The organism is Actinomadura rifamycini DSM 43936 (genome assembly GCF_000425065.1).
GTDB classification, from domain to species: domain Bacteria; phylum Actinomycetota; class Actinomycetes; order Streptosporangiales; family Streptosporangiaceae; genus Spirillospora; species Spirillospora rifamycini.
In genome coordinates, this window is sequence record NZ_AULB01000003.1 from 223,288 (window position 1) to 243,497 (window position 20,210).

Sequence of the window (20,210 nt, forward strand, 5' to 3'; positions counted from 1 at the left end):
ATGGGCTCGGTGACCCTCACTAACTGGCCTTTGTACGGGCTCGTCCTGCGGACGCCCCGGCTGGAGTTTCGCCTGCCCGACCTGCGGGAACTCGACTCCGCGGGCGACCTGGCCGCCGAGGGGGTCCACGATCCGGCGGCGATGCCCTTCGCGACGCCCTGGACGGACGCGCCCCCGGCGGAGCGCGCGCGGGCGCACATCCAGTTCCACTGGCGGCAGCTCGCGGAATGGACGCCCGAGAACTGGACGCTGCAGCTCGCCGTGTTCCTCGACGGCCGGACGGTCGGCGTCCAGAGCGTCGGCGCCCGCGACTTCGCCGTGGTGCGGGAGGTCGGGACCGGCTCGTGGCTCGGGCGCCGCTTCCAGGGGCGGGGCGTCGGCACGGAGATGCGCGCGGCGGTGCTCGCGCTCGCGTTCGAGGGGCTGGGCGCCGAGACGGCGGTGAGCGCGGCGTTCGCCGACAACGCGGCGTCCGTCGCGGTGTCGCGGAAGCTCGGGTACGAGCCGAACGGGACCGAGCGGTTGCGGGTGCGGGACGAGCGGCGCATCGACCGGCGGTTCGTCCTCGATCGGGCCGGGTGGGAGCGGCACCGCGCGGTGGACGTCGAGATCCGCGGGCTCGCGTCCTGCCTGCCGTTCTTCGGCGTCTGAGTTTATTGTCGGCGGCATGGCGGACGTCGAGGTGTTCCAGGGGCAGCGGCCCCGGCTGATGGGGCTCGCGTACCGGATGCTGGGGTCGGCGGCCGAGGCCGAGGACGTCGTGCAGGACGCCTACCTGCGGTGGAACCGGGCCGACCGGGTCGAGGTGCCGGCGGCGTGGCTGACGACGGTGGTGACGAACCTGTGCCTCAACCGGCTGTCGCTGGCGCGGGTGCGGCGGGAGAGCTACACGGGCCCGTGGCTGCCGGAGCCGGTGCTGACCGCGGACGGGGCGCTGGGGCCGCTGGAGACGGTGGAGCAGCGGGAGTCGGTGTCGCTGGGCGTGCTGGTGCTGCTGGAGCGGCTGTCCCCGGCGGAGCGCGCGGTGTTCATCCTGCGGGAGGCGTTCGGGCATCCGCACCGGGAGATCGCGGAGATCCTCGGCATCGGGGAGGACCATTCCCGCCAGCTCCACCGGCGGGCGCGCGCGCACGTCGGGGAGGACGGCCGAAGGCGGGACGTCGACACCGGGCGGCACCGGCGGATCGTCGAGACGTTCTTCGGGGCGACGCTGGACGGGGACGTCGCGGCGCTCGAGCGGCTGCTGGCCGAGGACGTCGTCGCGGTGGCGGACGGCGGCGGCGAGGCGTCGGCCGCGCGGCGCCCGATCGCGGGGCGCGCGACCGTCCTGCGGTACCTGCGCGGGCTGGGGCGGCGCCCGGAGGCGGCGCGGGTGACGAGCCGGGTCGCGGAGGTCAACGGGGAGCCGACCGTCCTGTTCTGGGTCGGGGACGCGCTGTCCGGCGTGCTGTCGGTGCAGGTCGAGGACGGGCGGGTCGCCCGCGTGCGGATCGTCCTGGCGCCGCGCAAGCTGGCGTTCGTCGCCGCGCAGCTCGTGTGAGCGGCGTCACGCGCGCGGGCCGTCACGGATCGGGGCCCTGACCGGTTCAGCTTCCGGAACTCGAGCGAGGAGGAAGCATGACTCACCGCATCGTGGTGCTCGGCGCCGGATACGCGGGGCTGGCCGCGGCCAAGCGCGCGGCCCGGACCGCCGGACCGGACGCCCGGGTGACCCTCGTCAACGCGTCCGACCGCTTCGTCGAGCGGGTCCGGCTCCACCAGTTCGCGGCCGGGCAGGACCCCGCGGACCTGCCGCTCGCGGGCCTGCTCGACGGGACGGGCGTCGAGCTCGTCGTCGCCCGCGCGACGGGCCTCGACGCGGGCGCCCGGACCGTCCGCCTGGACGGCGCCGCGGACCTCGGCTACGACACGCTCGTCTACGCGCTCGGCAGCACCGCCGACCTGGACGCCGTGCCGGGGGCGCGCGAGCACGCGCTGGGGATCGCGCGGAAGGCGGACGCGGGGCTCCTGCGGGAGCGCCTGCCGGAGCTGGGGTCGGTGGCGGTGGTCGGCGGCGGCCTGACCGGGATCGAGACGGCGGCCGAGCTCGCCGAGGCGCGGCCGGAGCTGCGCGTCGAGCTCGTCACCGCCGGGCCGCTCGGCGAGGGCCTCGGCCCCCGCGCGCGCCGCCACGTGCACCGGGCGCTGGCGCGGATGGGCGTCGCGGTGCACGAGGACGAGCGGGTCGCGACCGTCGCCGCGGACGGCCTGCTGCTGGCGGACGGCCGCGACCTGCCGGCGGACGCGGTCGTGTGGACGGCGGGCTTCCGCGTCGCGCCGCTGGCCGCCGACGCGGGACTGGAGGTGGACGAGCGCGGGCGCGTCCGCGTGGACGGAGCGCTCCGGGCGCGGAGCCACCCGGAGGTGGTCGCCGTCGGGGACGTCGCCGTGCTGCCGGTGCGGGGCCGCGCGGCGCGGATGTCCTGCCAGATCGGCGTGCCGATGGGCCTGTACGGCGGGGCGGCCGCGGGGGCGCTCGCCCGGGGCCGCGAGCCGCGGCCGGCGAAGCTGCGCTACATGTCGCAGTGCGTCAGCCTGGGGCGCCGCGACGGCGTCGTCCAGTTCACCCGGGCGGACGACACGCCCATCGAGCGGGCCGTCCTGACGGGGCGCTCGGCGGCGCGGGTGAAGGAGGCCGTCGTGCGCGGCACGGTGTTCGCGATGCGCCGCCCTAACGTGGCGGCGGCGGGATACTGACGAGCAGGGCGGTGACGTTGTCCGCGCCGCCCGCGTCCAGCGCGCGCCCGACCAGGGCGCGCGCGTCGTCCAGGGGGCTCCCGCCCGGCATGGCGGCGCGCAGCGGGGCGGGGTCGGGCAGGTACCGCCACAGCCCGTCGGTGCAGAGCAGGAGGCGGCCCGCGCCCGCGGGGCGCAGGCTGCGGCAGCTGGGCTCCGGCTCGCCCGCGTCGGCGCCGAGCCAGGCGGCGATCGCGTCGTGCTCCCCGACGTCGTCCTCGGTGAGCGCGGTGCCGGGCCCCTCGTCGGGGAGCCAGTAGGCGCGGCTGTCGCCGATCCAGCTCGCCCACAGGCCGTCCGGTCCGGCGACGCCCGCGACGTACGTGCACGCCGGGGCGGACCGGGCGGACGCCGCGAGCGCGGCGACGGCGCGGCCCGCGCGGGCGGCGGCCTCGTCCAGCGCGGTCTCGGGCAGGACGCCGGCGGGGAGCCGGGCGGCGAGGACGGCCGCGGCCGTGTCGGCGGCGACCCGGGCCGCCCGGTCGGCGCGGGGCGCCATGGAGACGCCGTCGCAGACGACGCCGATCGTCCACGGCCCGGCCGCGACCAGGGCCATCGCGTCGGCGTTGACGTCCCGGCGGCCGCGGTCGGCGACCCCGGCGGCGCCGGGGACGGCCGTCTCCAGGTGGGCGCGGTAGGCGGGCTGCGCGGCCCCGCAGTCCCAGCAGCGGCCGTCGGGCGCGACGGTACCGCCGCACTCGGCACAGGGCATGACGGGAAAATAGCTTGCCGGGCGGACGAACCGCATGAGAACGTGCGTCCGCTCCCACGAGAGGACGATCGATGCGCCACCCGGTTCTCCGCACGACCGCGACCGACGCCTCGGCGGCGGAGCGCGCCGCGCCCTGACCGGGCGCGCGGCACGCGCTCCCGGCGCCGAGGCGAGCCCCTGACGGCCTGTCTCTCGCGGAGCCCGGCGGCTCCGCCGTGTCGAATCGTGGAGTCCCGTGTCCTCGCACGCCCCTTCCGCGGCGCCCGCGCGCTGCGGCGAGCCGGCCCCGCTCGGCCGCCGGCTCGTCCTCCTTCTCGCGCTGACCTGCGGTGTCGCGGTCGGCAACCTCTACTTCCCGCAGGCGGTCGGCCCGCTCGTCGCGGACGGCCTCGGCGTCTCCCCCGGCACGGCGGCGCTGGTGGCGACAGCCGCGCAGTTCGGCTACGCGGCCGGGAACTTCCTGCTGGTGCCGCTCGGCGACCGGATCCCGCACCGGACGCTGATCGTCGTGCTGCTCGTGCTGACCGGGATCGGGCTGCTCGCGGCGGCCGGGTCCCCGGCGCTGCCGCCGCTGCTCGGCGCGAGCGCGTTCGTCGGGATCACGACGGTGGTCGCGCAGGTGATCGCGCCGATGGCGGCCGGGCTGGTCGCCGACGAGCGGCGCGGCGCCGTGCTAGGGACGCTGCTGAGCGGGTCGATCGGCGGGATGCTGCTGGCCCGCGCCTTCGGCGGCGTCGTCGGCGACCGGCTGGGCTGGCGCGGCCCGTACGTGGTGTCGGCGGCGGCCGCGCTGGTGCTGGCGGCCGTGCTGGCGGCCGCGCTGCCGGTGGCGCGGCCGCCCGCCCGGGTGCCGTACCGGACGCTGCTCGCGGCGGCGCCGCGGCTGCTGCGGCGCGAGCCGGCGCTGCGGCGTTCGTGCCTGTACCAGGCGGCCGTCTTCGGCGGGTTCCAGGCGGTGTGGACGGGCGCCGCGCTGTACCTGACGGGTCCCGAGTACCGGCTGGGGGCGTCCGCCGTCGGCGTCCTGGCCCTGGTCGGCGGGGTGACGATGGCGTGCACGCCGGCGGCCGGACGCCTCGTCGACCGGCGGGGCGCGGACGCGGTGAGCCTCGCCGCGATCGCGGGGACGATCGCGGCCGCGGGCGTCCTCGCGCTGGGCGTCCTCGGCGGCACGGCGGGGCTCGTGGCGCTGGGGGCGGGCACGCTGCTGCTCGACGTGGCGATGCAGGCCGGGATGGTCGCGAACCAGGCGCGGATCTTCGCGCTCCGGCCGGACGCGCGCAGCCGGATCAACACCGCGTACATGACGTGCGCGTTCCTCGGCGGCAGCGCCGGCTCGTGGCTGGGCGCCCGCGCCCACGCGGCGTTCGGCTGGCCGGGCGTCTGCGGGCTGGTGGCCGCGCTGGCGGCGGCCGCGCTGGCCCGCCACCTCCACCACCTGTGGAGTTCTCATTATCGATAATGATAAAGTGCGTCCGTGAGCACATCGAAGGAGCGGTGGGAGGAGCTGGCGCTCCATCCGGTACGGCTGCGGATCCTCCGCTCGGTCGCCGGCGGGCGCCGCACGACGCGGGAGATCGCCGCGCTGCTGCCGGACGTCCCGCAGGCGACCCTGTACCGGCACCTGGCCGCGCTCGCCAAGGGCGGCCTGCTGGAGGTGACCGAGGAGCGGCGGATCGGGCAGGAGCGCGTCTACACGATGCCGCCCGGCGGCGCGGTGCTCGGACCCGAGGAGCTGGCCGCGGCGACCGCCGAGGACCACGGGCGGTACTTCACCGCGTTCGTCTCCAGCCTCCTCGCCGACTTCTCCCGCTACCTGGCGCGCGACGAGATCGACCTCGTCGCCGACGGCGTCGGCTACCAGCAGGCCGTCCTGCACCTGGACGACGCGGAGTTCGCCGAGTTCGCGCGCGGCTTCGCCGAACTCGTCGGCCCGCTCACCGCGAACGAGCCGGGCGGGGGACGGACGCCGCGCCTGCTCGCGACCGTCCTCATGCCCGTCGCCCCGCCCGACGACCCTGCCGAGGAAGCGCCCGCCGGCGACCCCGGCGAGGCCCCCGACGACACCTGACGGCCCGGACCCCGGGCCGCGACGAGAAAGGCGATGACATGGCCGAAGTGAAGGTCGCCCGCGACCGCATCGACATCGAGTTCGGCAGGTGGGAACGCACCTGGACGGGCCGCGGCCGGGTCACCGTCCCGCTCGCCGCCGTCGACGGCGCCGCGTGCGTCGACCGGCCGCTGCGCGTCCCGCGCGGTACCCGGCGCGGCTGCCACGTCTCCGGCGTGGCGAAGATCGGCGTCTGGGGGCTCGTGCGCGGCCCGCGCCGGCTCGTGGCGGTGCGGCGCGGACGCCCCGGCCTGCACCTGACGCTGAACCGGGAGCTCGCCGGGGACGACTTCGACGAGATCGTCGTCTCCCACCGGGACGCGGCGGGGCTCACCCGGCGCATCCACCGCGCCGCCGCGGACCGCCGGGGCCGGACGTGACGGGCCCGGACGCGACGAGCTCGGACGCGACCGGGCCGCGGATCGAGGTGTCCGGGCTGACCAAGCGGTTCGGCGACGTCGTGGCCGTGGACGGCGCCGGCTTCACCGTCGAGCCCGGCCGGGTCACCGGCTTCCTCGGTCCGAACGGCGCCGGGAAGACCACGACGATGCGGATGATCGTCGGGCTGGTGGCGCCGACGTCCGGGACGGCGACGGTCGGGGGGCGGCGCTACCGCGACATCCCGAACCCGTCGGCGACGGTCGGCGCGGTCTTCGACGCCTCGACGTTCCACCCGGCGCACACGGCGCGCGACCACCTGCGCGTGTACGCGGCGATGGGCGGGCACCCGGACGGGCGCGTCGACGAGCTGCTCGGCGTCCTCGGGCTCGCCGCGGCGGCGGACCGCCGGACCGGCGGCTTCTCCACCGGCATGCGGCAGCGGCTGAACCTCGCGACCGCGCTGCTGGGCGACCCGCCGGTGCTGCTGCTCGACGAGCCCGGCAACGGCCTGGACCCGGAGGGCATGGCCTGGCTCCGGACGTTCCTGCGCCGCCTCGCGGGCGAGGGCCGCACGATCCTGTTCTCCAGCCACGCGCTCGGCGAGGTGCGGCAGATCGCCGACGACGTCGTGGTGATCCGCGGCGGCCGGGTCGTGGCGGCCGGGGCGCTGGACGGCCTCGCGGGCGCGGCGCCCGCCGTCCTGGTCCGCTCGCCGGACGCGGCCGAGCTCGCGCGGACGCTCGTCCGGGAGGCGCCGCCCGGACGTCCCGTGCGCGCCGAACCGGCCGGGCCGGACGCGCCCGAGGAGCTGCGGGTGCACGGGCTGGACGCCGCGGGCGTCGCGGCCCTCGCCGCCGCGCACGGGCTGCGCGTCCACGGCCTGTCCACCGAGGAACTCGACCTGGAGCGGCTGTTCCTGGAACTCACCGGAGGGGCGCGATGAGCCGGCTGGTCAAGGCGGAGTTCCGCAAGCTGCTCGCCACCCGGGTCTGGCTCGGGATCCTGCTGCTCGGCGGGCTCGCCGGGGGCGGGCTCGTCGGCGTGCTGACCGCCGTCGGCCCGGAGAACTTCGACCCGCCGATGCCGGGCCTGCACACCGAGGAGGGCGTCCGGTCGGTCCTGGGGATGCTCGGGTTCACCGCGCTCGTCCCGGCCGCGGTCGGCACGCTGGCGATGGCGTCGGAGTACCGGCACCGGACGGCCGACGCCACGTTCCTGTTCGCGCCGCGCCGCGGGCGGGTCCTCGCGGCGAAACTGCTGGTGCACGGCGCCGCCGGGGCCGGGTACGGGGCGGTGCTCGCGGGCACGGCCGCCGCCGCGTTCTTCGGCGTCGCCGCGGCGAAGGGCGTCGACCTGGGGCTGCCCGCCGGGACGATCCTCGCCCTGCTCGCCCGCATCGGCGTGGCGATGACGGTGTACACGCTGCTCGGCATCGGGATGGGCGCGCTGATCCCGAACCGGACGGCGGCGCTCGGCGTCGTCATCGGCTACCTGTACGCGGGCGAGACGCTGCTGATGATGGTGCCGGGCGTCCGGTGGCTCTACCCATGGCTGCCGGGCGGGGCGACCGCGGCGCTGACCGACTTCACCGCGGTCGCGGACGCCCTCTCGCAGCAGATGGCGACCGATCCCGTCCGACTGCTGCCGCCGGTGGCGGGCACGCTCGTCCTCCTCGGGTACGCGGCCCTCGCCGCGGCCGCCGCCGTCGCGGCGCCCCTGCGCCGCGACCTCACCTGACCCGGCCCCGGCCCCGGCACGGGGGCCGGGGCCGGGCTGCCGGGCGGTCAGGCGATCAGGCCCGGGATGGTGCTCGGGGACGCCTCGCCGCCGGCGGCGCGCCGCGACTCGTCTGCGGCCCACTTGAACACGCCGGTCGCCATCAGCGACGGCTCGGCGGCGGCGCGGGCGGCGTACACCTCGGCGCGGGCCCCGTGCAGCGCGGCGTCCTGCGGGTCGGCCAGCACCGCCGTCTCGGCGAGGTGCGCGGCCAGCCGCAGGTCGCCGTCCGCGGCGGCGCGGCGGGCGGCGTCGGCGACCTTCGCGGCGCCGCCCGCCAGGTCCGCGACGGCCCGCGCCACGGCGGCGTCCGGGGCGGGCTTGAGGTGCGCGGGGTTGCCGTCGTACCAGCCGCCGTACATGCGCCACAGGTTCCGGACGATGAACTCCGGCTCGTCGTACTTCGCCTGCAGGTAGACGCGGTCGGCGAGGTGCGCGGGCGGCGTCACCGCGTGGACGATCTCGTCGAGGCGGCGGCCTTCGTTGAGCAGGCCGAGCGTCTGGTCGACGATGCTCTCCAGCCACTCGGCGGTCTCCAGCAGCGCCTGCTCGATCCGGTCGGCGCCGAAGACGGGGGCGCCGTGCGACGGCATCATGATCTCGGCGCCGAGCGCGGCCATGCGGCGCAGCGCGTGCGCCCACTCGCGGGGGTAGCGCTGCACCTTCTGCGGGTTGCCGCAGTTGGGGGCGAGCCAGATGAACAGGTCGCCGGGCAGGAGCAGCCGGTGCTCGGGGACGTACGCGACGGCGGCGTCGTCCGTCTCGCCCTTCGCGTGGAACAGCTCGAACGTGAGGTCGCCCCGGGTGACGGTCAGGGCGTCGCGGAACGTCACGTCCGGGTGCCGGTACTCGGTGGGCCAGCGCAGGCCCGGGATCTGGAACTGCCGCTGGTTGATCACCGCGTTGTACCCGGCGGTGAGGGCGTACCGGTCGAAGCGGTCCCGGACGTTCTCGTGCGCGACGACCTGGGCGCGCGGGCCGTCCTCGGCGTCGAACGGGGCCATGCCCATGACGTGGTCGACGTGGCCGTGCGAGTAGAACGCGAGGCTCAGCGGGTCGGACGTCCACTCGCGGATCCGGGCGTGCATCTTCCCGGCGTACGCCTCGTTGCCCGTGTCGAACAGGATCAGCTCGCCGCGCGTGCGGAACGCGATGACGTTGCCGAACCCGGGCTTCCAGCCGAGCCCGTCGGCGATGTCGATGACGCCCTTTCCGCCCATCCCGGTGTTGGCGATGCTGTCGTCGCTCTCGCCGGACCACACCTTGTCGGCGTATTCCCTGATGTTCATATCTGTCCTTTCGTCAGTGCGCGGGAACCGCCGCCCGCGGGGCGCGCCGCGTCGAGCGCGGCGCGGTCGCGGGCGGGGCGCACGAAGGCGGCGGCCAGCAGACCGCCGACGATCATGAGTGCGGCGCCGAGGTCGAACGCGTGGCGGAAGCCGGCCTCGGCCGTCCCCGCGGCGTCCACGATCGCGCCGGTGAGCACCGGGCCGAGCGCCCCGGCGAGGGACGCCAGCGCGGTCACCGTGCCGAGGACCGCGCCGCGCTGCCGGACGGGCGCCAGCTCGGCCGCCGCGGCCTGCATCAGCCCGAAGAACGCGTTGCCGAACGTGTAGGCGACCATCAGCACCGCGACGAACGCCGCTCCCCCGCCCGACCGGGTGACCAGCAGCATCGCGGCGCCCGACAGGACGACCGCGGCGCCGCCGAGGTACCCGAGCGCCGCGCGGCTGGACCGTCCGGCACGCGTCATCCGGGTCGAGGCGTAGCCGATGGACAGCATCACGACGATGCCGACGACCTGCGTCGCCGCCGTGACGAGGCTCGCCCGCTCCAGCTCCATGCCGTGCACCCGCTGCAGGTACTGCGGCAGCCAGGTGACCGCGACCGCCATCGACCAGTACGCCGCGAAGCCCGCCGCGAGGCCGCCCAGGACGGTGCCGCAGGTGATCATCCGCAGGAACGGGAAGCGCGGGCCGTCCGCCGCCGCGCCGCGCGCGGAGTACCCGCCCTCGCCGCCCTTCGCCAGCCACAGCGCGACCCACAGCACCCCGAGCAGGCCGGTCACCAGGAACGCCGACCGCCAGCCGGCGCTCGTGATCAGCGCCGCCAGCGCCGGCGCGCCGAGCGCGACGCCGAACGCGCCGCCGGTCGCCAGCAGCGTGCTGGGCAGCGCCCGCTCCCGGTCGGGGAACCAGCTGAACGCGGTGTGGTTCGCCATCGCGAGCGCGGGGCCCTCGGCCATCCCGAGCGTCACCCGGGTGACCATCAGGGTGAGCAGGCCCGCCGCCGGCAGGGCGACCGCGAGCTGCGAGGCGCTCCACACCGCGACCAGGCCGACGAGCAGCCATCTGACGGGCAGCCGGTCGGCCAGGAACCCGACCGCGACGCCCGAGACGCTGAACAGCAGGAAGAACACGCTGCCGATCGAGCCGAACTCGGTGTCGGTCAGCCGGAGTTCCGCGCGGATGTGGTCGCCGGCGAGGCCCAGCACCGCCTTGTCCATGAAGTTGATCATCATGAACAGGACGAGCAGGACGACGACCGTCCACGCCCGGCGGGAACGCGACGCGTCGGGTTGCGGGGGTTTCGCGGTGGATGCCATGCGTGCTCCGTCCGTTCTGGTACGGATCACCCTTCCTCGCGGACGCGGGCCTCCACAATCGGCGACCGTCCCTTGTTCACCCCGGGATCGCTGTGACATGTCACAATCACGCTGAAGGGGGGCCGGTCATCGACGAGCGGGAGGCGCGGCGCATCGCGGCGGCGGTCGCGGCGCGCTGCGAGCCGAAGGTCAACCGGCTCGCGCGCGAACTGGCCGAGCGGCGGTTCGCCGCCATCCCCGACTACGCCGACCTGCCCGCGGACATGCGCGACCTCGAGATCGCCGCCACCGCCCGGTTCGCGATCCGCCAGTTCCTGGACCTGCTCGGCGGGACCCCCGCCGACCGCGACGACCGGCGCCTCTTCCTCGAGCGGGCCGCGCAGCGCGCCGAGGAGGGCGTCGGCCTGTCCACCCTCCTGTCGACGTACTACATCGGCGCCGAGCTGATCTGGGACGCGCTCGTCGCCGAGGTGCGGCCCGCCGAGCGGGACGCGCTCCCGCTGCTGGCCCGCCTGCAGATCCGCGAGACCAACCGGGTCGTCGCCGCCGTCGCCGACGCCTACCAGGCGGCGCAGGCCGCCGTGCAGGACGAGCGCCGCGACGCCCTCCGCGAGATCGCGCGGGCCCTCGTCGCGGGCGAACCGGCGCGCGCCACCGCCGAACGCTACGGCGTCCCGCTGCCCGACTCCTTCCTCGTGCTGAACCTGCCCCTGCCCGACCGCCCCGCCGGCGTCGCCGAGCGCCGCCTGCAGCGCCGCGTCCGCGCCGCCGTGGAGGGGTTCGCGGGCGGCGCGACCCTCACCCATCTCGACGGCCGCGGCGTCCACGTCCTGCTGCCCCTCCGCGCGGCCGACCGGATGGACGAGCTCCGCCGCGCCCTCGGCCGCGCCGAGCCCGCCGCCGTCGGCGCGGCCCGCGCCCGCGCCGCCGACGTCCCCGGCGCGTCCGCGCGGGCCGCCCGCATCGCCCGGATCGCCCGCGCCACCGGGCGTCCGCCCGGCGTCTACGAGCTCGGCGACGTCCTGCTCGACTACCACCTGAGCGGCGCGCCGGACGGCGGTCCCGCGCTCGCCGCGGTCCTCGACCCGCTCGACGGCCACCCGGAGCTCCTCGAGACCCTCCGCGCCTTCCTCGACCACGACCTCGACCGGCGCCGCACCGCCGCCGCGCTCGCCGTCCACCCGAACACCGTCGACAACCGCCTCGCCCGGACGTCCCGGCTGATCGGCGTCGCCCCCCGCACGACCCGCGGCACCCTGCTGTGCGCGACGGCGCTCACCCTGCGCCGCCTCGGCTGACCCCGCCCGCGGCGGGCGTTCCCGGCCGCTCCGCGTGCCCGCAGGGCAATGCGAAGGCAAAGTCTGGTGACGATCATGATTCCGCGCGCACACCCCGGTTTACGCGGGCATGACCCCAGGGTACTTAACGCAACGAGTTCGTGACAGTGAGTGAACGAGCGGACCGCGGGGCGGCAAAGCCCCAGGTCCCGGACGAGAGGAGGCCGAGATGCGACGCACCGCGGGTGGCGGCCTCACCGGCGCGGCCGAGGGCGTCCCCGGCACGTCCCGGCCCGGCGCGCGGCGTCCCCCGACGCCGGCCGCGGACGCCGTGCACGGCGGCACACCTCGGGCCCTCGGCCGCACCGGACCGTCCCGTTCCCCGTCCTGCGGGCACCCCGCCCAACACCGGACGCCGGCGCCGCACGCCCCCGCGGCACCGGTGCTCCCCCGCGGCCGGGTCGGCGGCGCCGTGCCGGACGCCGCCGGCCCGGACCGCCCACCACCGGGCGCCCCCGCGGGGCCGCGCCCGTCCCGGCACGGTCCCGCGCCGGTCCGATCGCCGCCCCGGCGCCGCCGCCCGGCGCGGGCGGGCCCGCGGTCCGGCGGGAGCCCGGCTCCCACGGTCGTCCCGACCCCCGGCCCGCGAGCCCGCGGCCGAGCGGCGGCCCGCGCTCTCCCGACCACCGGGACCGCGCGCTCCGCCACCCGCGGCCCGCCCTCCCAGGGCCCGGCGGACGTGCGGCTCTCCCGGAACGAGAGCGCACGGCGGACCGATCCCGCGGTCCACCGTCGACGTCCCCTCGGCGGCCGCCTTTCCCTCCGGCCGCCGGGGGCTCTCCCGAACATCACGCGGGTGTCGGCGCGGCACCCGCTCCCGTCCCGCCGCCCGGGTCCGCGCGACCCGGCGGTCCGCTCCCGAAAGGAGGTGGGCGCCCGGCTCCCAACCCGTCCGGCCATGCGCCGGTGACCCGAAGGCGGCCGGCACTCCGTCCGACCCCCGTCTCGGCCGCCGCACGCAGTCAGGGATCGCTGCGGAGTCCGGGCCCGCGAGGTGCGCGCACCTCGCGGGCCCGGACTCATGCGCGCACGGGACCGGCCGGGCGGCAGAGCTTGCGGCGCCAGACCTGCCCGTGGACGGTGTCGCCGAAGCGGGAGACCGGCGGCTCCTCCTCGGTGAGGACGAAGCCCGCGCGGGCGTACACGCGGTGCGCCGGGCGCTGGAGGGCCGTCGTCCACAGCATGATCTCCGCGTAGCCGGCCTCCTCCGCGAAGCGGACGCACGCGTCGACGAGCGCCGCCCCGACGCCCGCGCCGCGCGCGCCGGGCTCGACGTGCAGGAGCCGCAACTGGGCGACGTCGTCGGTGCGGCGGACGCAGAAGACCCCGCCGACGCGCTCGCCGTCCAGCTCGGCGATCCAGGCGTTCTCGCGCTCCGCGTCGTGGTTCTCGACGTAGTCGGCGACGACCTTCGCGACGAGCGCCTCGTACGTGCGGTCCCAGCCGCACTCGACGTCGTAGAGGGCGCCGTTGCGCTCGACGATCCAGCCGAGGTCCCCGGGGCGCGGCGGGCGGAGCGCCGGCCGGGCCGCCGCCGGGCGGCGCTCGCCGAGGACCTCCTCGACGGTCCGCATGGCGGCGAGCAGCCGCGCCCGGTCCGCGCCCGGCACCCCGGCGAGCAGGGCCCGGACCTCGTCGGCGGACCGCTCGTCCAGCAGCGCGAACACCTCGCGGCCGCGCGGGGTGAGCCGGACGACCTGGCGGCGGCCGTCCTCCGCCGAGCGCTCCCGCGTCGCCAGGCCGTCGCTCTCGAACCGGGCGAGCATCCTGCTGAGGTAGCCGGCGTCCAGGCCCATCGCGCGGCGCAGCGGCAGCACCTCGGTCCGGTCCCGCTGCGCCAGCTCGAAGATGACGCGCGCCTCGGTGAGGGAGTAGGGGGTGTCGACCAGCCCCTCGCCCAGCACCCCGATCACGCCCGTGTAGAAGCGGTTGAACGCCCGGACCGTCGCGACGTCCTCCCTGGCCGGTTCCATCGGCGCCTCCCCGGAGATGTTTGACTCAGTCAAACGATACGCCGGGAGGCGGCCCGGGTCCACGGGACGGGGAGGTCAGACTCCGGCTTCGGCCGGCTGCTTCCCGGACGCCTGCAGCGCGCGGGCGTCGCGGACGATCCGGCGCTCGACGAAGAACGTCATCAGCGGGACGATCCCGCCCAGCACGATGTGCACCATGCGGTTGAGCGGCCAGCCGGTCCGCCGCCACAGGTCGTAGGCGGCCGCCAGGTAGACCATGTAGAAGAAGCCGTGGATCGGGGACACGATGCCCGCCATCTCGGGCATGTCGGTCGGACCGTACTTCAGCACCATGCCGATCACCAGCAGCACCAGCAGCGTGCCGACGAGCATGGCGAGGATCCGGTACCGGGTCACCGCGCCTTCCACAGTTCACACCTTTCTGCGGCCCGGCGGCCGTTCGCGCGGACCGGGCTCGTGCGGGGTCAGTCGCGCCGGTCGCTCTGGGAGTTGAGCCGGGCGAGGTAGCGGTTGTAGGCCGCCAGGGCGGGGTCCTCTTCCTCCTGCTGACGGATGATCTCCCGCTTCACCGCGGCCTCGGCGGGCTCCTCGATCACCTTGGGCGCCGGGGAGTCCACGCCGTCGCGCTCGTCCCGGATCATCTTGACCCACATCACGACCACGAAGATCGCGAAGATCGGCCACTCGAAGGTGTAGGCCCAGCTGCGGTCGTTGCCGGCCTGGGCGCGGTCGTACTGCCACCAGCCGAAACCGAGGAACGCGGCGCACAGCACGATCGCCAGCGCATGCAGGCCGAGCCAGCCGGGAGTGAGGAACCGTCGCACGTCATCGAGACTACCCCGCCCTTCCGGGAGTCGGCGCACACCCCCGCCGCAGACGGGACCGGCGCCGCTCGGCTATTTGTCGGAAGGATCCTTTACCTTCCCTCCCATGGCGACTACGGAACAGTCCTATTCGTACACGCGTCCGTCCGGGGTGGACGGCGGCCTGCTGGGGCTGTCGACGTCGGGCGGGACGACGGGGAGCGGGCCCCGGGCGCATCCGCACTTCTTCAGCGGCGTCCTCACGCAGGCCGCCCCGGCCGCGGCGGCGCTGATCGGACTGGCCGACGTCGCGCAGACCCGCTACCACCAGCCGCGGCCCACCGGGTTCCGCGACCCGGTGGTCACCTGCAACGGCGACCGGCTGCGGCTGGAGTCGTTCTCCGCGTGCGGCGGCGTGTACGCGCGGCTGGACGTCCTGGAGGCCGCGATGGACGGCGAGGTGCACGAGCGCGGCACGACGAACGTGGACGTGAACGGCCCGCTGCGCGAGGCCCTCGCCCGCGTCGGCGGCTCCGACCCGCTGCACCTCGCGGTCGGCGAGGAGGAACTGGCCGTCACGACGCTGGACGGCGCCGTGGTGGAGAAGAAGGTCCCCCTCCCCGACCGGTGGCTGCGCGGGTTCGCCGAGGTCCAGGTGATCACGGCCGGGTTCGACCCGCGCGCCGAGCTGACCGGGCCGGACGCCGTCCGGTTCTTGCGATCCCTGCGCGGCCGGAACCCCATGTGGGCCGTACCCGCCGGGCGGACGCTGCGGCTCGCGCCGCGTCCGGCGCCGGGCGCGGTGTGCCTGGCGGGGGCGGACAGGCTCCGCACGATGCTCCCGCTGCTGCGCTTCGCCCGCGCGCTCCGCGCCTACGGACCGCCGGTCGCGGCCGGGAGCGGCCCCGCCGCGAGCGTGTGGGAGCTGGAGCTGCCCGGGATGCGCTACGTGCTGGCGCTGTCCCCGGAGCGGTCCCGCGGGTTCTCTGGCGAGGGCGCGGTGCTCGACGCCCTCGCGACGGACGAGGCGGCGGGCGACGCCGACCTCGTCGGCGCGCTCCTGGCGTTCGAGCCGCGCGTCGAGCCGGACCTGCTGGCCGAGCGCTCGGGGCTGCCCCTCGACCGGACGAAGGCGGCGCTCGTCCAGCTCGGGACGTCCGGCCGCGTCGGGTTCGACACCGCCGAGGCCGCGTTCTTCCACCGCGAACTCCCGTACGACCCGTCCCGGGTGGCGGCGCTGAACCCGCGGCTGCGGGCGGCGCGGGCGCTGGTCGAGGACGGTTCCGTGCGCTTCACCGGCGACGGCGTCGCCGTGGTGGCGACCGGCGGCGGGGAGCGGCTCGTCCGGTTCGACGGCGCCGGCGACGCCGCGTCGTGCACGTGCCCGTGGTGGCACGACCACCGGGGCGGGCGGGGTCCGTGCAAGCACGTCCTCGCGGCCCGGATCGTCCGCCGCGAAGCGTCCGCCGAGGCCGTCCGATGACCGCGTGGGACGACGTCCGCGGGGCGATCGAGGCGAAGGACCAGGGCCGCGTCATCGCGCTGGCGGCGAAGCTCGACGGCGCGGACCGCCGCGAGGTCGCCGACGCGCTGCCGGGGCTGCTGCGGGAGCTGCGGGCGAAGGCCGAGTGGAACGTCCTCGAACGCGGGTACGTCGAGCCGCTGCTGCTCGCGGGCGCGGGCACGATCGGCGGGGCGGCCGCCGCGGCGGCCTGGCTGTGCCGCCGGGAGCTGGAGGTGTGGCCCATGCGGTTCGCGCGCAGCGGCCTGCAGCACGACCTGGTGAAGGTCACCGCCGCGCGCCCCGCCGAGTGGCGCGCCGACGTCGGCCGCCGCGTCGCCGACCGCCTCCGCGCGGGCGACGACCGCATGGGCTCCCTGTGGCCGATCGCGGCGGAGTTCACCCTGTCCGCCGGGGCCGCCGCGCCCGCGTCGGACGGCTTCGTCGCCGGCTGGGCCGTCCTCGCCGACCCGGCCGCGCTGGCCGACGACCCGTTCCTCGACGCGCTGGTCCCCCGGCTGTTCGACGCGGACGGCGTGGGCGGCGCGCTCGCCGACGACGAGATCCGCGTCCGGTGGGACCGGGAGCGCACCACCAACTGGGCCGAGGCGCTCGCCGGGCTCGCCGCCGCCGGGCGGCTCGACCGCGCCGCGCTCATCGACGGCTGCGTCGGCCGGTTCCTGCGCGGCGGCACCTCCCACGAGCTGCGCTTCTTCGTCCGGCTGCACGACCTGCTCGACCCGTCGGACGAGGAGGCCGCGGCGCGCGTCCGCGACCACGTCCGGCTGCTGCCCGCCGCCCCGTCCACCGTCGCCGGCCTCGCGCTCCGGCAGGTCCGGCGGGCGGACGACCTCGGCCGCCTCGACGCCGGACTGTTCGCGGAGGCCGCCGACGCGCTCGCCTTCCGCCCCGAGAAGAAGCTCGTGCGGGCCGCCCTCGGCTGGCTCGACCGGACCGCCCGCAAGCGCGACCGCGTCGACGCGACGGTCCGCGCGGTCACGGCCGTGTTCGCCACGGAAGCCCTCGACCTGCGGGAACGCGCCGTGAAGATCGCGGTGAAGCACGCCGGACGGGTGGACGCCGCGACCCGCGAGACCGTGCGGGACGCGGCCGCCGGGCTCCCCGCGGACCTCCGCGCCGCGCTCGCCGACGGGTACGGCGCGGTGGACGCGGGCGCCGAACCGGCGCCCGTCCCGTCCGGTCCGCCCCCGTACGTCCCGCGCGCGCTGCCCGCCCCGATCGCCTCGCTCGCCGAACTGGCCGAAGAGTTCCGCGCACAGCAGCACGCGACGTTCGCCTGGGCCGCGACGGAACGTTTCCTCGCCGCGCTCGTCGAGTCCGCGTTCACCGACCCGTCGGGCACGCGCGAAGCCCTGCGCCCGCACGTCCAGGTCGACCTCTCCGAGCACCACCGCCTGCATTCGTCGACGCGCGCCGCCCACTACTGGGCCGCGCTCGCCGGCCAGATGCTGGTCCGCCCGTTCCCGGTCGAGCCCCCCGCAGCCCGCTGGTTCGACACGCGCCGGACGGGGGTGGACGGCCCGCCGCTGCGCCGGCTCCTCCTCTGGCGCAAGCGCGAGATCATCGCCTCGGTGGGCCGTACCCCCGTGCTGCTGGCCGCACCGACCGAGGGCAGCGGACATATCGCCCCCATGACGCTCGTCGAACGCCTCGAACGCCTTGAGGCGGCCGGCGTCGAACCCGGCCGCGCCGACCTCGCCCAAGCGCTGCTGCGCATCCCCCGCGACGTCGATCCGGACGCCGCGATCCGCGCGGAATCCCTGGTCTCCGAGGCCGGACGGACGGTCGCGCCGCTGCTCGCGTCCGGCGGGCTGCCCGACCCGGTCGTCCAGTGCAGGCGGCTGGACGAGCCGCTCCGGACCGAGCGCGGCCGGGTGCCGGAACCGCCGCCGCACGGCGTCGTGAGCGTGGCATCCCCCGGGGACGGCCTCCCGGAACCCCTCTCGGAACTGTGGTCCTACGACGCGAAGTTCACCGCGGGGCACGACTGCGGCGGCACCGAGTCGTGGCCCGCGCTCCTGCCGTCGCACCGCGAGTTGGCCGCCGCGCACGCCCTCCCCCACCAGTTCGACCCGTACGAGTACGCGTCCGGCCAGGGCGCGACCGCGCTCGCGCTGGCCGCGGCGGACGGCCCGGCGGGCGCGGCCACGGCGGCGGTCCTCGCCTACGCCCTCGCGCACCGGGACGCCCGCGAGCGCGCGGACGCGGTCGAGGCGTTCCTCGTGTTCGCGGCGCGCGGGCACCTCCCGGCCGCCGAAACCGGCACCGCGCTCGGCACGCTGGCGCGGAGCGGCGCGATCACGCCCAACCGCGCCGTCCGGTCCCTGGCCGAGGCCGCCAACGCGGGCGCGCACGCCGGCGCCTGGCCGGTGATCGCCGCCGCGCTGCCCGCGCTGCTCCCCGAGCCCGGCACCCGCGCCCCGTCCGGCCTCCCCGACCTCCTGGCGCTCGGCGCCCGCACCGCCGAGGCCGTCCGCGCCCGGGACGAAGTGCCGGGGCTGGCCGAGGTCGCCGCCCGCGGCGGCTCCAGCCGCCTCGTCACCGAGGCGGCCCGCCTCCACCGGGTCCTGACCGGGGCCTGAGCGCCCAGGGGCGGCCCGTCCTCCTTCCCCGGGACGGGGCGCCCCCGGCGCCGAAGCGTGCCGCCCACGGCATTCGGTGCAACGAAGGCGGGTCCGGCGGGGTTGAATACCGGGAGGAAGGAGCGCACCGATGGAGGAAACCCTCGCGTTCGGCACGGTCGAGACCGTGCTCGGGCGCCTGCTCGTGGCCGTGACCGAGACCGGCGTCGTCTCGCTGAACTTCCACGACACCCCCGGCGCGCGCGCCCGCACCGTCAAGGCGGCCGGGCTGCCCGTCGTGGACGATCCGGGCCGGACGGCCCCCGCGCTGGAGGCCCTGCGGGCCTACTTCGCGGGCGGCCGCGAGACGTTCGGGCTGCCGATCGACTGGCGGCTGACGTCCGACGCGCACCGGGCGGTGCTCTCGACCCTGTACGAGGCGGTCCCGTACGGGGCGGTCGTGACGTACGGGGAGCTGGGCGAGCGCAGCGGGACGGGCCTGCACGCGCAGGTCGTCGGGCAGGTGATGGGCGCGAACCCGATCCCGCTGATCGTCCCGTGCCACCGGGTGGTCGCGTCGAACGGCCTCGGCGGGTACAGCGGGGCGTGCGGCGTCGAAGGCAAGCGGTGGCTGCTCACGCTGGAGGGCGCGGTGCCCGCGACGCTCGACTGGGACATCGCCGTCGCGCCGTGATCAGCTCTCGTAGGAGACGCCGGTGAGCGACTCGGAGACCTGCCAGAGGCGGGCCGGGACGCCGGGCCGGGTGGCCTGCGGGGGCGTGACGACCTCGGTGGGGGCGCCGCGGTACTGCAGGACGCGGGGGCCGTAGCAGGCGCCGCCGCGCACGTCGGGGGACGTCGCGGCGTAGAGCAGGGGCAGGGCGCCGTCGCGGGCGGGCTGGGCGATGAGGGCGTTGCCGAGGCCGGTGACCCGTTCGAGGAGGCGGCTGCCCTGCATGCGGGGGCCGGTCTGCTGGAGGTTGGTGGCGGCGTAGCCGGGGTGCGCCGAGACGGCGGTCACCTCGGGGACGCGCCGGTCGAGTTCGGCGGTGAAGGCGAGGTTGGCCAGCTTGGACTGCCCGTAGGCGGCCCACTTGCGGTAGCGGCGCTCCCCCTGGAGGTCCTTCCAGTCGAACCGGCCGCTCCAGGCCAGCCCGGACGTGACGTTCACGACGCGCGGGGCCTTCGCGGCGCGGAGCGCGGGCAGGAGCAGCCCGGTGAGCGCGAAGTGGCCGAGGTGGTTGGTGCCGAACTGCATCTCGAAGCCGTCGGCGGTGGTGCGGTGCGGGAGCGCCATGACGCCCGCGTTGTTGACGAGGAGGTCGAGGGGTTCGGTGCGGGCCTCGGCGAAGGCGCGGACGGACGACAGGTCGGCGAGGTCGAGGGAGCCGAGCGCGACGTCGGCGTCGGGGGCGGCGGCGCGGATCCGGTCGTGGGCGGCCTGCCCGCGCTCGGCGCTGCGGCAGGCCAGCACGACGGACGCGCCGTGCCGCGCCAGCTGGAGGGCGGTGTGGTAGCCGAGGCCGCTGTTGGCCCCGGTCACGATCGCGCGGCGCCCGCCGAGGTCGCCGATGTCGTCCGCGGTCCAGCCTCGCATGGGATCCTCCAGGTCGCTTCGCGGGGAGCCCTCAAGCTAGACCGGCCTTCGAATGGCC

19 protein-coding genes are annotated in these 20,210 nt (G+C 76.7%); 12 read left to right on the forward strand and 7 right to left on the reverse strand.

All coding sequences use genetic code 11. The features are described 5' to 3' along the window. Positions 1-9 precede the first annotated feature (9 nt). The 3 genes from H505_RS0100855 (at position 10) to H505_RS0100865 (ending at position 2,736) form a co-directional block, all read left to right on the forward strand. A complete protein-coding gene (locus tag H505_RS0100855; RefSeq protein ID WP_026400447.1) occupies positions 10-651 on the forward strand; it encodes a GNAT family N-acetyltransferase in 642 nt (213 codons plus the stop codon). A gap of 16 nt (positions 652-667) precedes the next feature. Further along, positions 668-1,540: an RNA polymerase sigma factor SigJ gene (gene sigJ / locus H505_RS0100860; protein ID WP_026400448.1), complete on the forward strand. Its 873-nt coding sequence runs from the start codon at positions 668-670 to the stop codon at positions 1,538-1,540. Between the two features lie 77 nt (positions 1,541-1,617). Further along, positions 1,618-2,736, forward strand: a complete 1,119-nt coding sequence (locus H505_RS0100865) for an NAD(P)/FAD-dependent oxidoreductase (protein ID WP_026400449.1) — start codon at positions 1,618-1,620, stop codon at positions 2,734-2,736. Here the strand turns inward: H505_RS0100865 and H505_RS39150 are convergent. Then, positions 2,711-3,487, reverse strand: a complete 777-nt coding sequence (locus H505_RS39150) for a PP2C family protein-serine/threonine phosphatase (protein WP_064743431.1) — start codon at positions 3,485-3,487, stop codon at positions 2,711-2,713. The two genes, H505_RS0100865 and H505_RS39150, sit on opposite strands and share 26 nt — an antisense overlap. A 235-nt stretch (positions 3,488-3,722) precedes the next feature. Between H505_RS39150 and H505_RS0100875 the strand changes: the two genes are divergently transcribed. Genes H505_RS0100875 through H505_RS0100895 form a run of 5 tightly spaced genes read left to right on the forward strand, consistent with a single transcriptional unit; the run spans position 3,723 to position 7,715 of the window. Further along, positions 3,723-4,949: an MFS transporter gene (locus H505_RS0100875; RefSeq protein ID WP_084549690.1), complete on the forward strand. Its 1,227-nt coding sequence runs from the start codon at positions 3,723-3,725 to the stop codon at positions 4,947-4,949. 15 nt (positions 4,950-4,964) lie between these two features. Next, positions 4,965-5,558, forward strand: a complete 594-nt coding sequence (locus H505_RS39155) for a helix-turn-helix domain-containing protein (RefSeq protein WP_064743433.1) — start codon at positions 4,965-4,967, stop codon at positions 5,556-5,558. Positions 5,559-5,596: 38 nt separating this feature from the next. After that, positions 5,597-5,977 carry a hypothetical protein gene (locus tag H505_RS0100885; RefSeq protein WP_026400451.1) on the forward strand — a complete coding sequence of 127 codons (381 nt, stop codon included), beginning with the start codon at positions 5,597-5,599 and terminating at the stop codon, positions 5,975-5,977. Further along, a complete protein-coding gene (locus tag H505_RS0100890) occupies positions 5,974-6,921 on the forward strand; it encodes an ATP-binding cassette domain-containing protein (protein ID WP_034516103.1) in 948 nt (315 codons plus the stop codon). Before H505_RS0100885 ends, H505_RS0100890 begins: the two co-directional genes overlap by 4 nt. Next, positions 6,918-7,715, forward strand: a complete 798-nt coding sequence (locus tag H505_RS0100895; protein ID WP_026400453.1) for an ABC transporter permease — start codon at positions 6,918-6,920, stop codon at positions 7,713-7,715. Before H505_RS0100890 ends, H505_RS0100895 begins: the two co-directional genes overlap by 4 nt. A 47-nt stretch (positions 7,716-7,762) precedes the next feature. On the opposite strand, the gene H505_RS39160 is transcribed toward H505_RS0100895, so the two are convergent. Further along, a complete protein-coding gene (locus H505_RS39160) occupies positions 7,763-9,043 on the reverse strand; it encodes an alkyl sulfatase dimerization domain-containing protein (RefSeq protein WP_051299989.1) in 1,281 nt (426 codons plus the stop codon). Beyond that, a complete protein-coding gene (locus H505_RS39165; RefSeq protein WP_051299990.1) occupies positions 9,040-10,359 on the reverse strand; it encodes an MFS transporter in 1,320 nt (439 codons plus the stop codon). The genes H505_RS39160 and H505_RS39165 overlap by 4 nt, the downstream gene beginning before the upstream one ends. Positions 10,360-10,451: 92 nt before the next feature. Between H505_RS39165 and H505_RS39170 the strand changes: the two genes are divergently transcribed. Then, the gene (locus tag H505_RS39170) at positions 10,452-11,657 is read left to right on the forward strand and encodes a PucR family transcriptional regulator (RefSeq protein ID WP_051299992.1); all 1,206 of its coding nucleotides are present in this window, start codon (positions 10,452-10,454) and stop codon (positions 11,655-11,657) included. A gap of 1,058 nt (positions 11,658-12,715) precedes the next feature. Here H505_RS39170 and H505_RS0100915 read toward each other — a convergent pair. The 3 genes from H505_RS0100915 to H505_RS0100925 form a co-directional block, all read right to left on the reverse strand. Then, positions 12,716-13,669 carry a bifunctional helix-turn-helix transcriptional regulator/GNAT family N-acetyltransferase gene (locus H505_RS0100915; protein WP_026400454.1) on the reverse strand — a complete coding sequence of 318 codons (954 nt, stop codon included), beginning with the start codon at positions 13,667-13,669 and terminating at the stop codon, positions 12,716-12,718. Between the two features lie 75 nt (positions 13,670-13,744). Continuing rightward, positions 13,745-14,077 (reverse strand): DUF3817 domain-containing protein, encoded by a 333-nt coding sequence (locus H505_RS0100920; protein ID WP_026400455.1) that lies wholly within the window; start codon positions 14,075-14,077, stop codon positions 13,745-13,747. A 56-nt stretch (positions 14,078-14,133) separates the two neighbouring features. Further along, the gene (locus H505_RS0100925) at positions 14,134-14,493 is read right to left on the reverse strand and encodes a hypothetical protein (RefSeq protein ID WP_026400456.1); all 360 of its coding nucleotides are present in this window, start codon (positions 14,491-14,493) and stop codon (positions 14,134-14,136) included. A gap of 106 nt (positions 14,494-14,599) precedes the next feature. Here H505_RS0100925 and H505_RS39175 point away from each other — a divergent pair, with 106 nt between their 5' ends. From H505_RS39175 to H505_RS39180, 3 genes are all read left to right on the forward strand, one after another. Then, a complete protein-coding gene (locus tag H505_RS39175) occupies positions 14,600-15,955 on the forward strand; it encodes an SWIM zinc finger family protein (RefSeq protein ID WP_034516106.1) in 1,356 nt (451 codons plus the stop codon). Further along, entirely contained in the window at positions 15,952-18,576 is a 2,625-nt protein-coding gene (locus tag H505_RS0100935; RefSeq protein ID WP_026400457.1) for a DUF6493 family protein, read from the forward strand. Before H505_RS39175 ends, H505_RS0100935 begins: the two co-directional genes overlap by 4 nt. Before the next feature lie 130 nt (positions 18,577-18,706). Beyond that, the gene (locus H505_RS39180) at positions 18,707-19,249 is read left to right on the forward strand and encodes a methylated-DNA--[protein]-cysteine S-methyltransferase (RefSeq protein ID WP_034516108.1); all 543 of its coding nucleotides are present in this window, start codon (positions 18,707-18,709) and stop codon (positions 19,247-19,249) included. Here the strand turns inward: H505_RS39180 and H505_RS0100945 are convergent, their stop codons facing one another. Then, positions 19,250-20,152, reverse strand: coding sequence for an oxidoreductase (locus H505_RS0100945; RefSeq protein ID WP_026400458.1), 903 nt, complete (start codon positions 20,150-20,152; stop codon positions 19,250-19,252). Positions 20,153-20,210 lie beyond the last annotated feature (58 nt).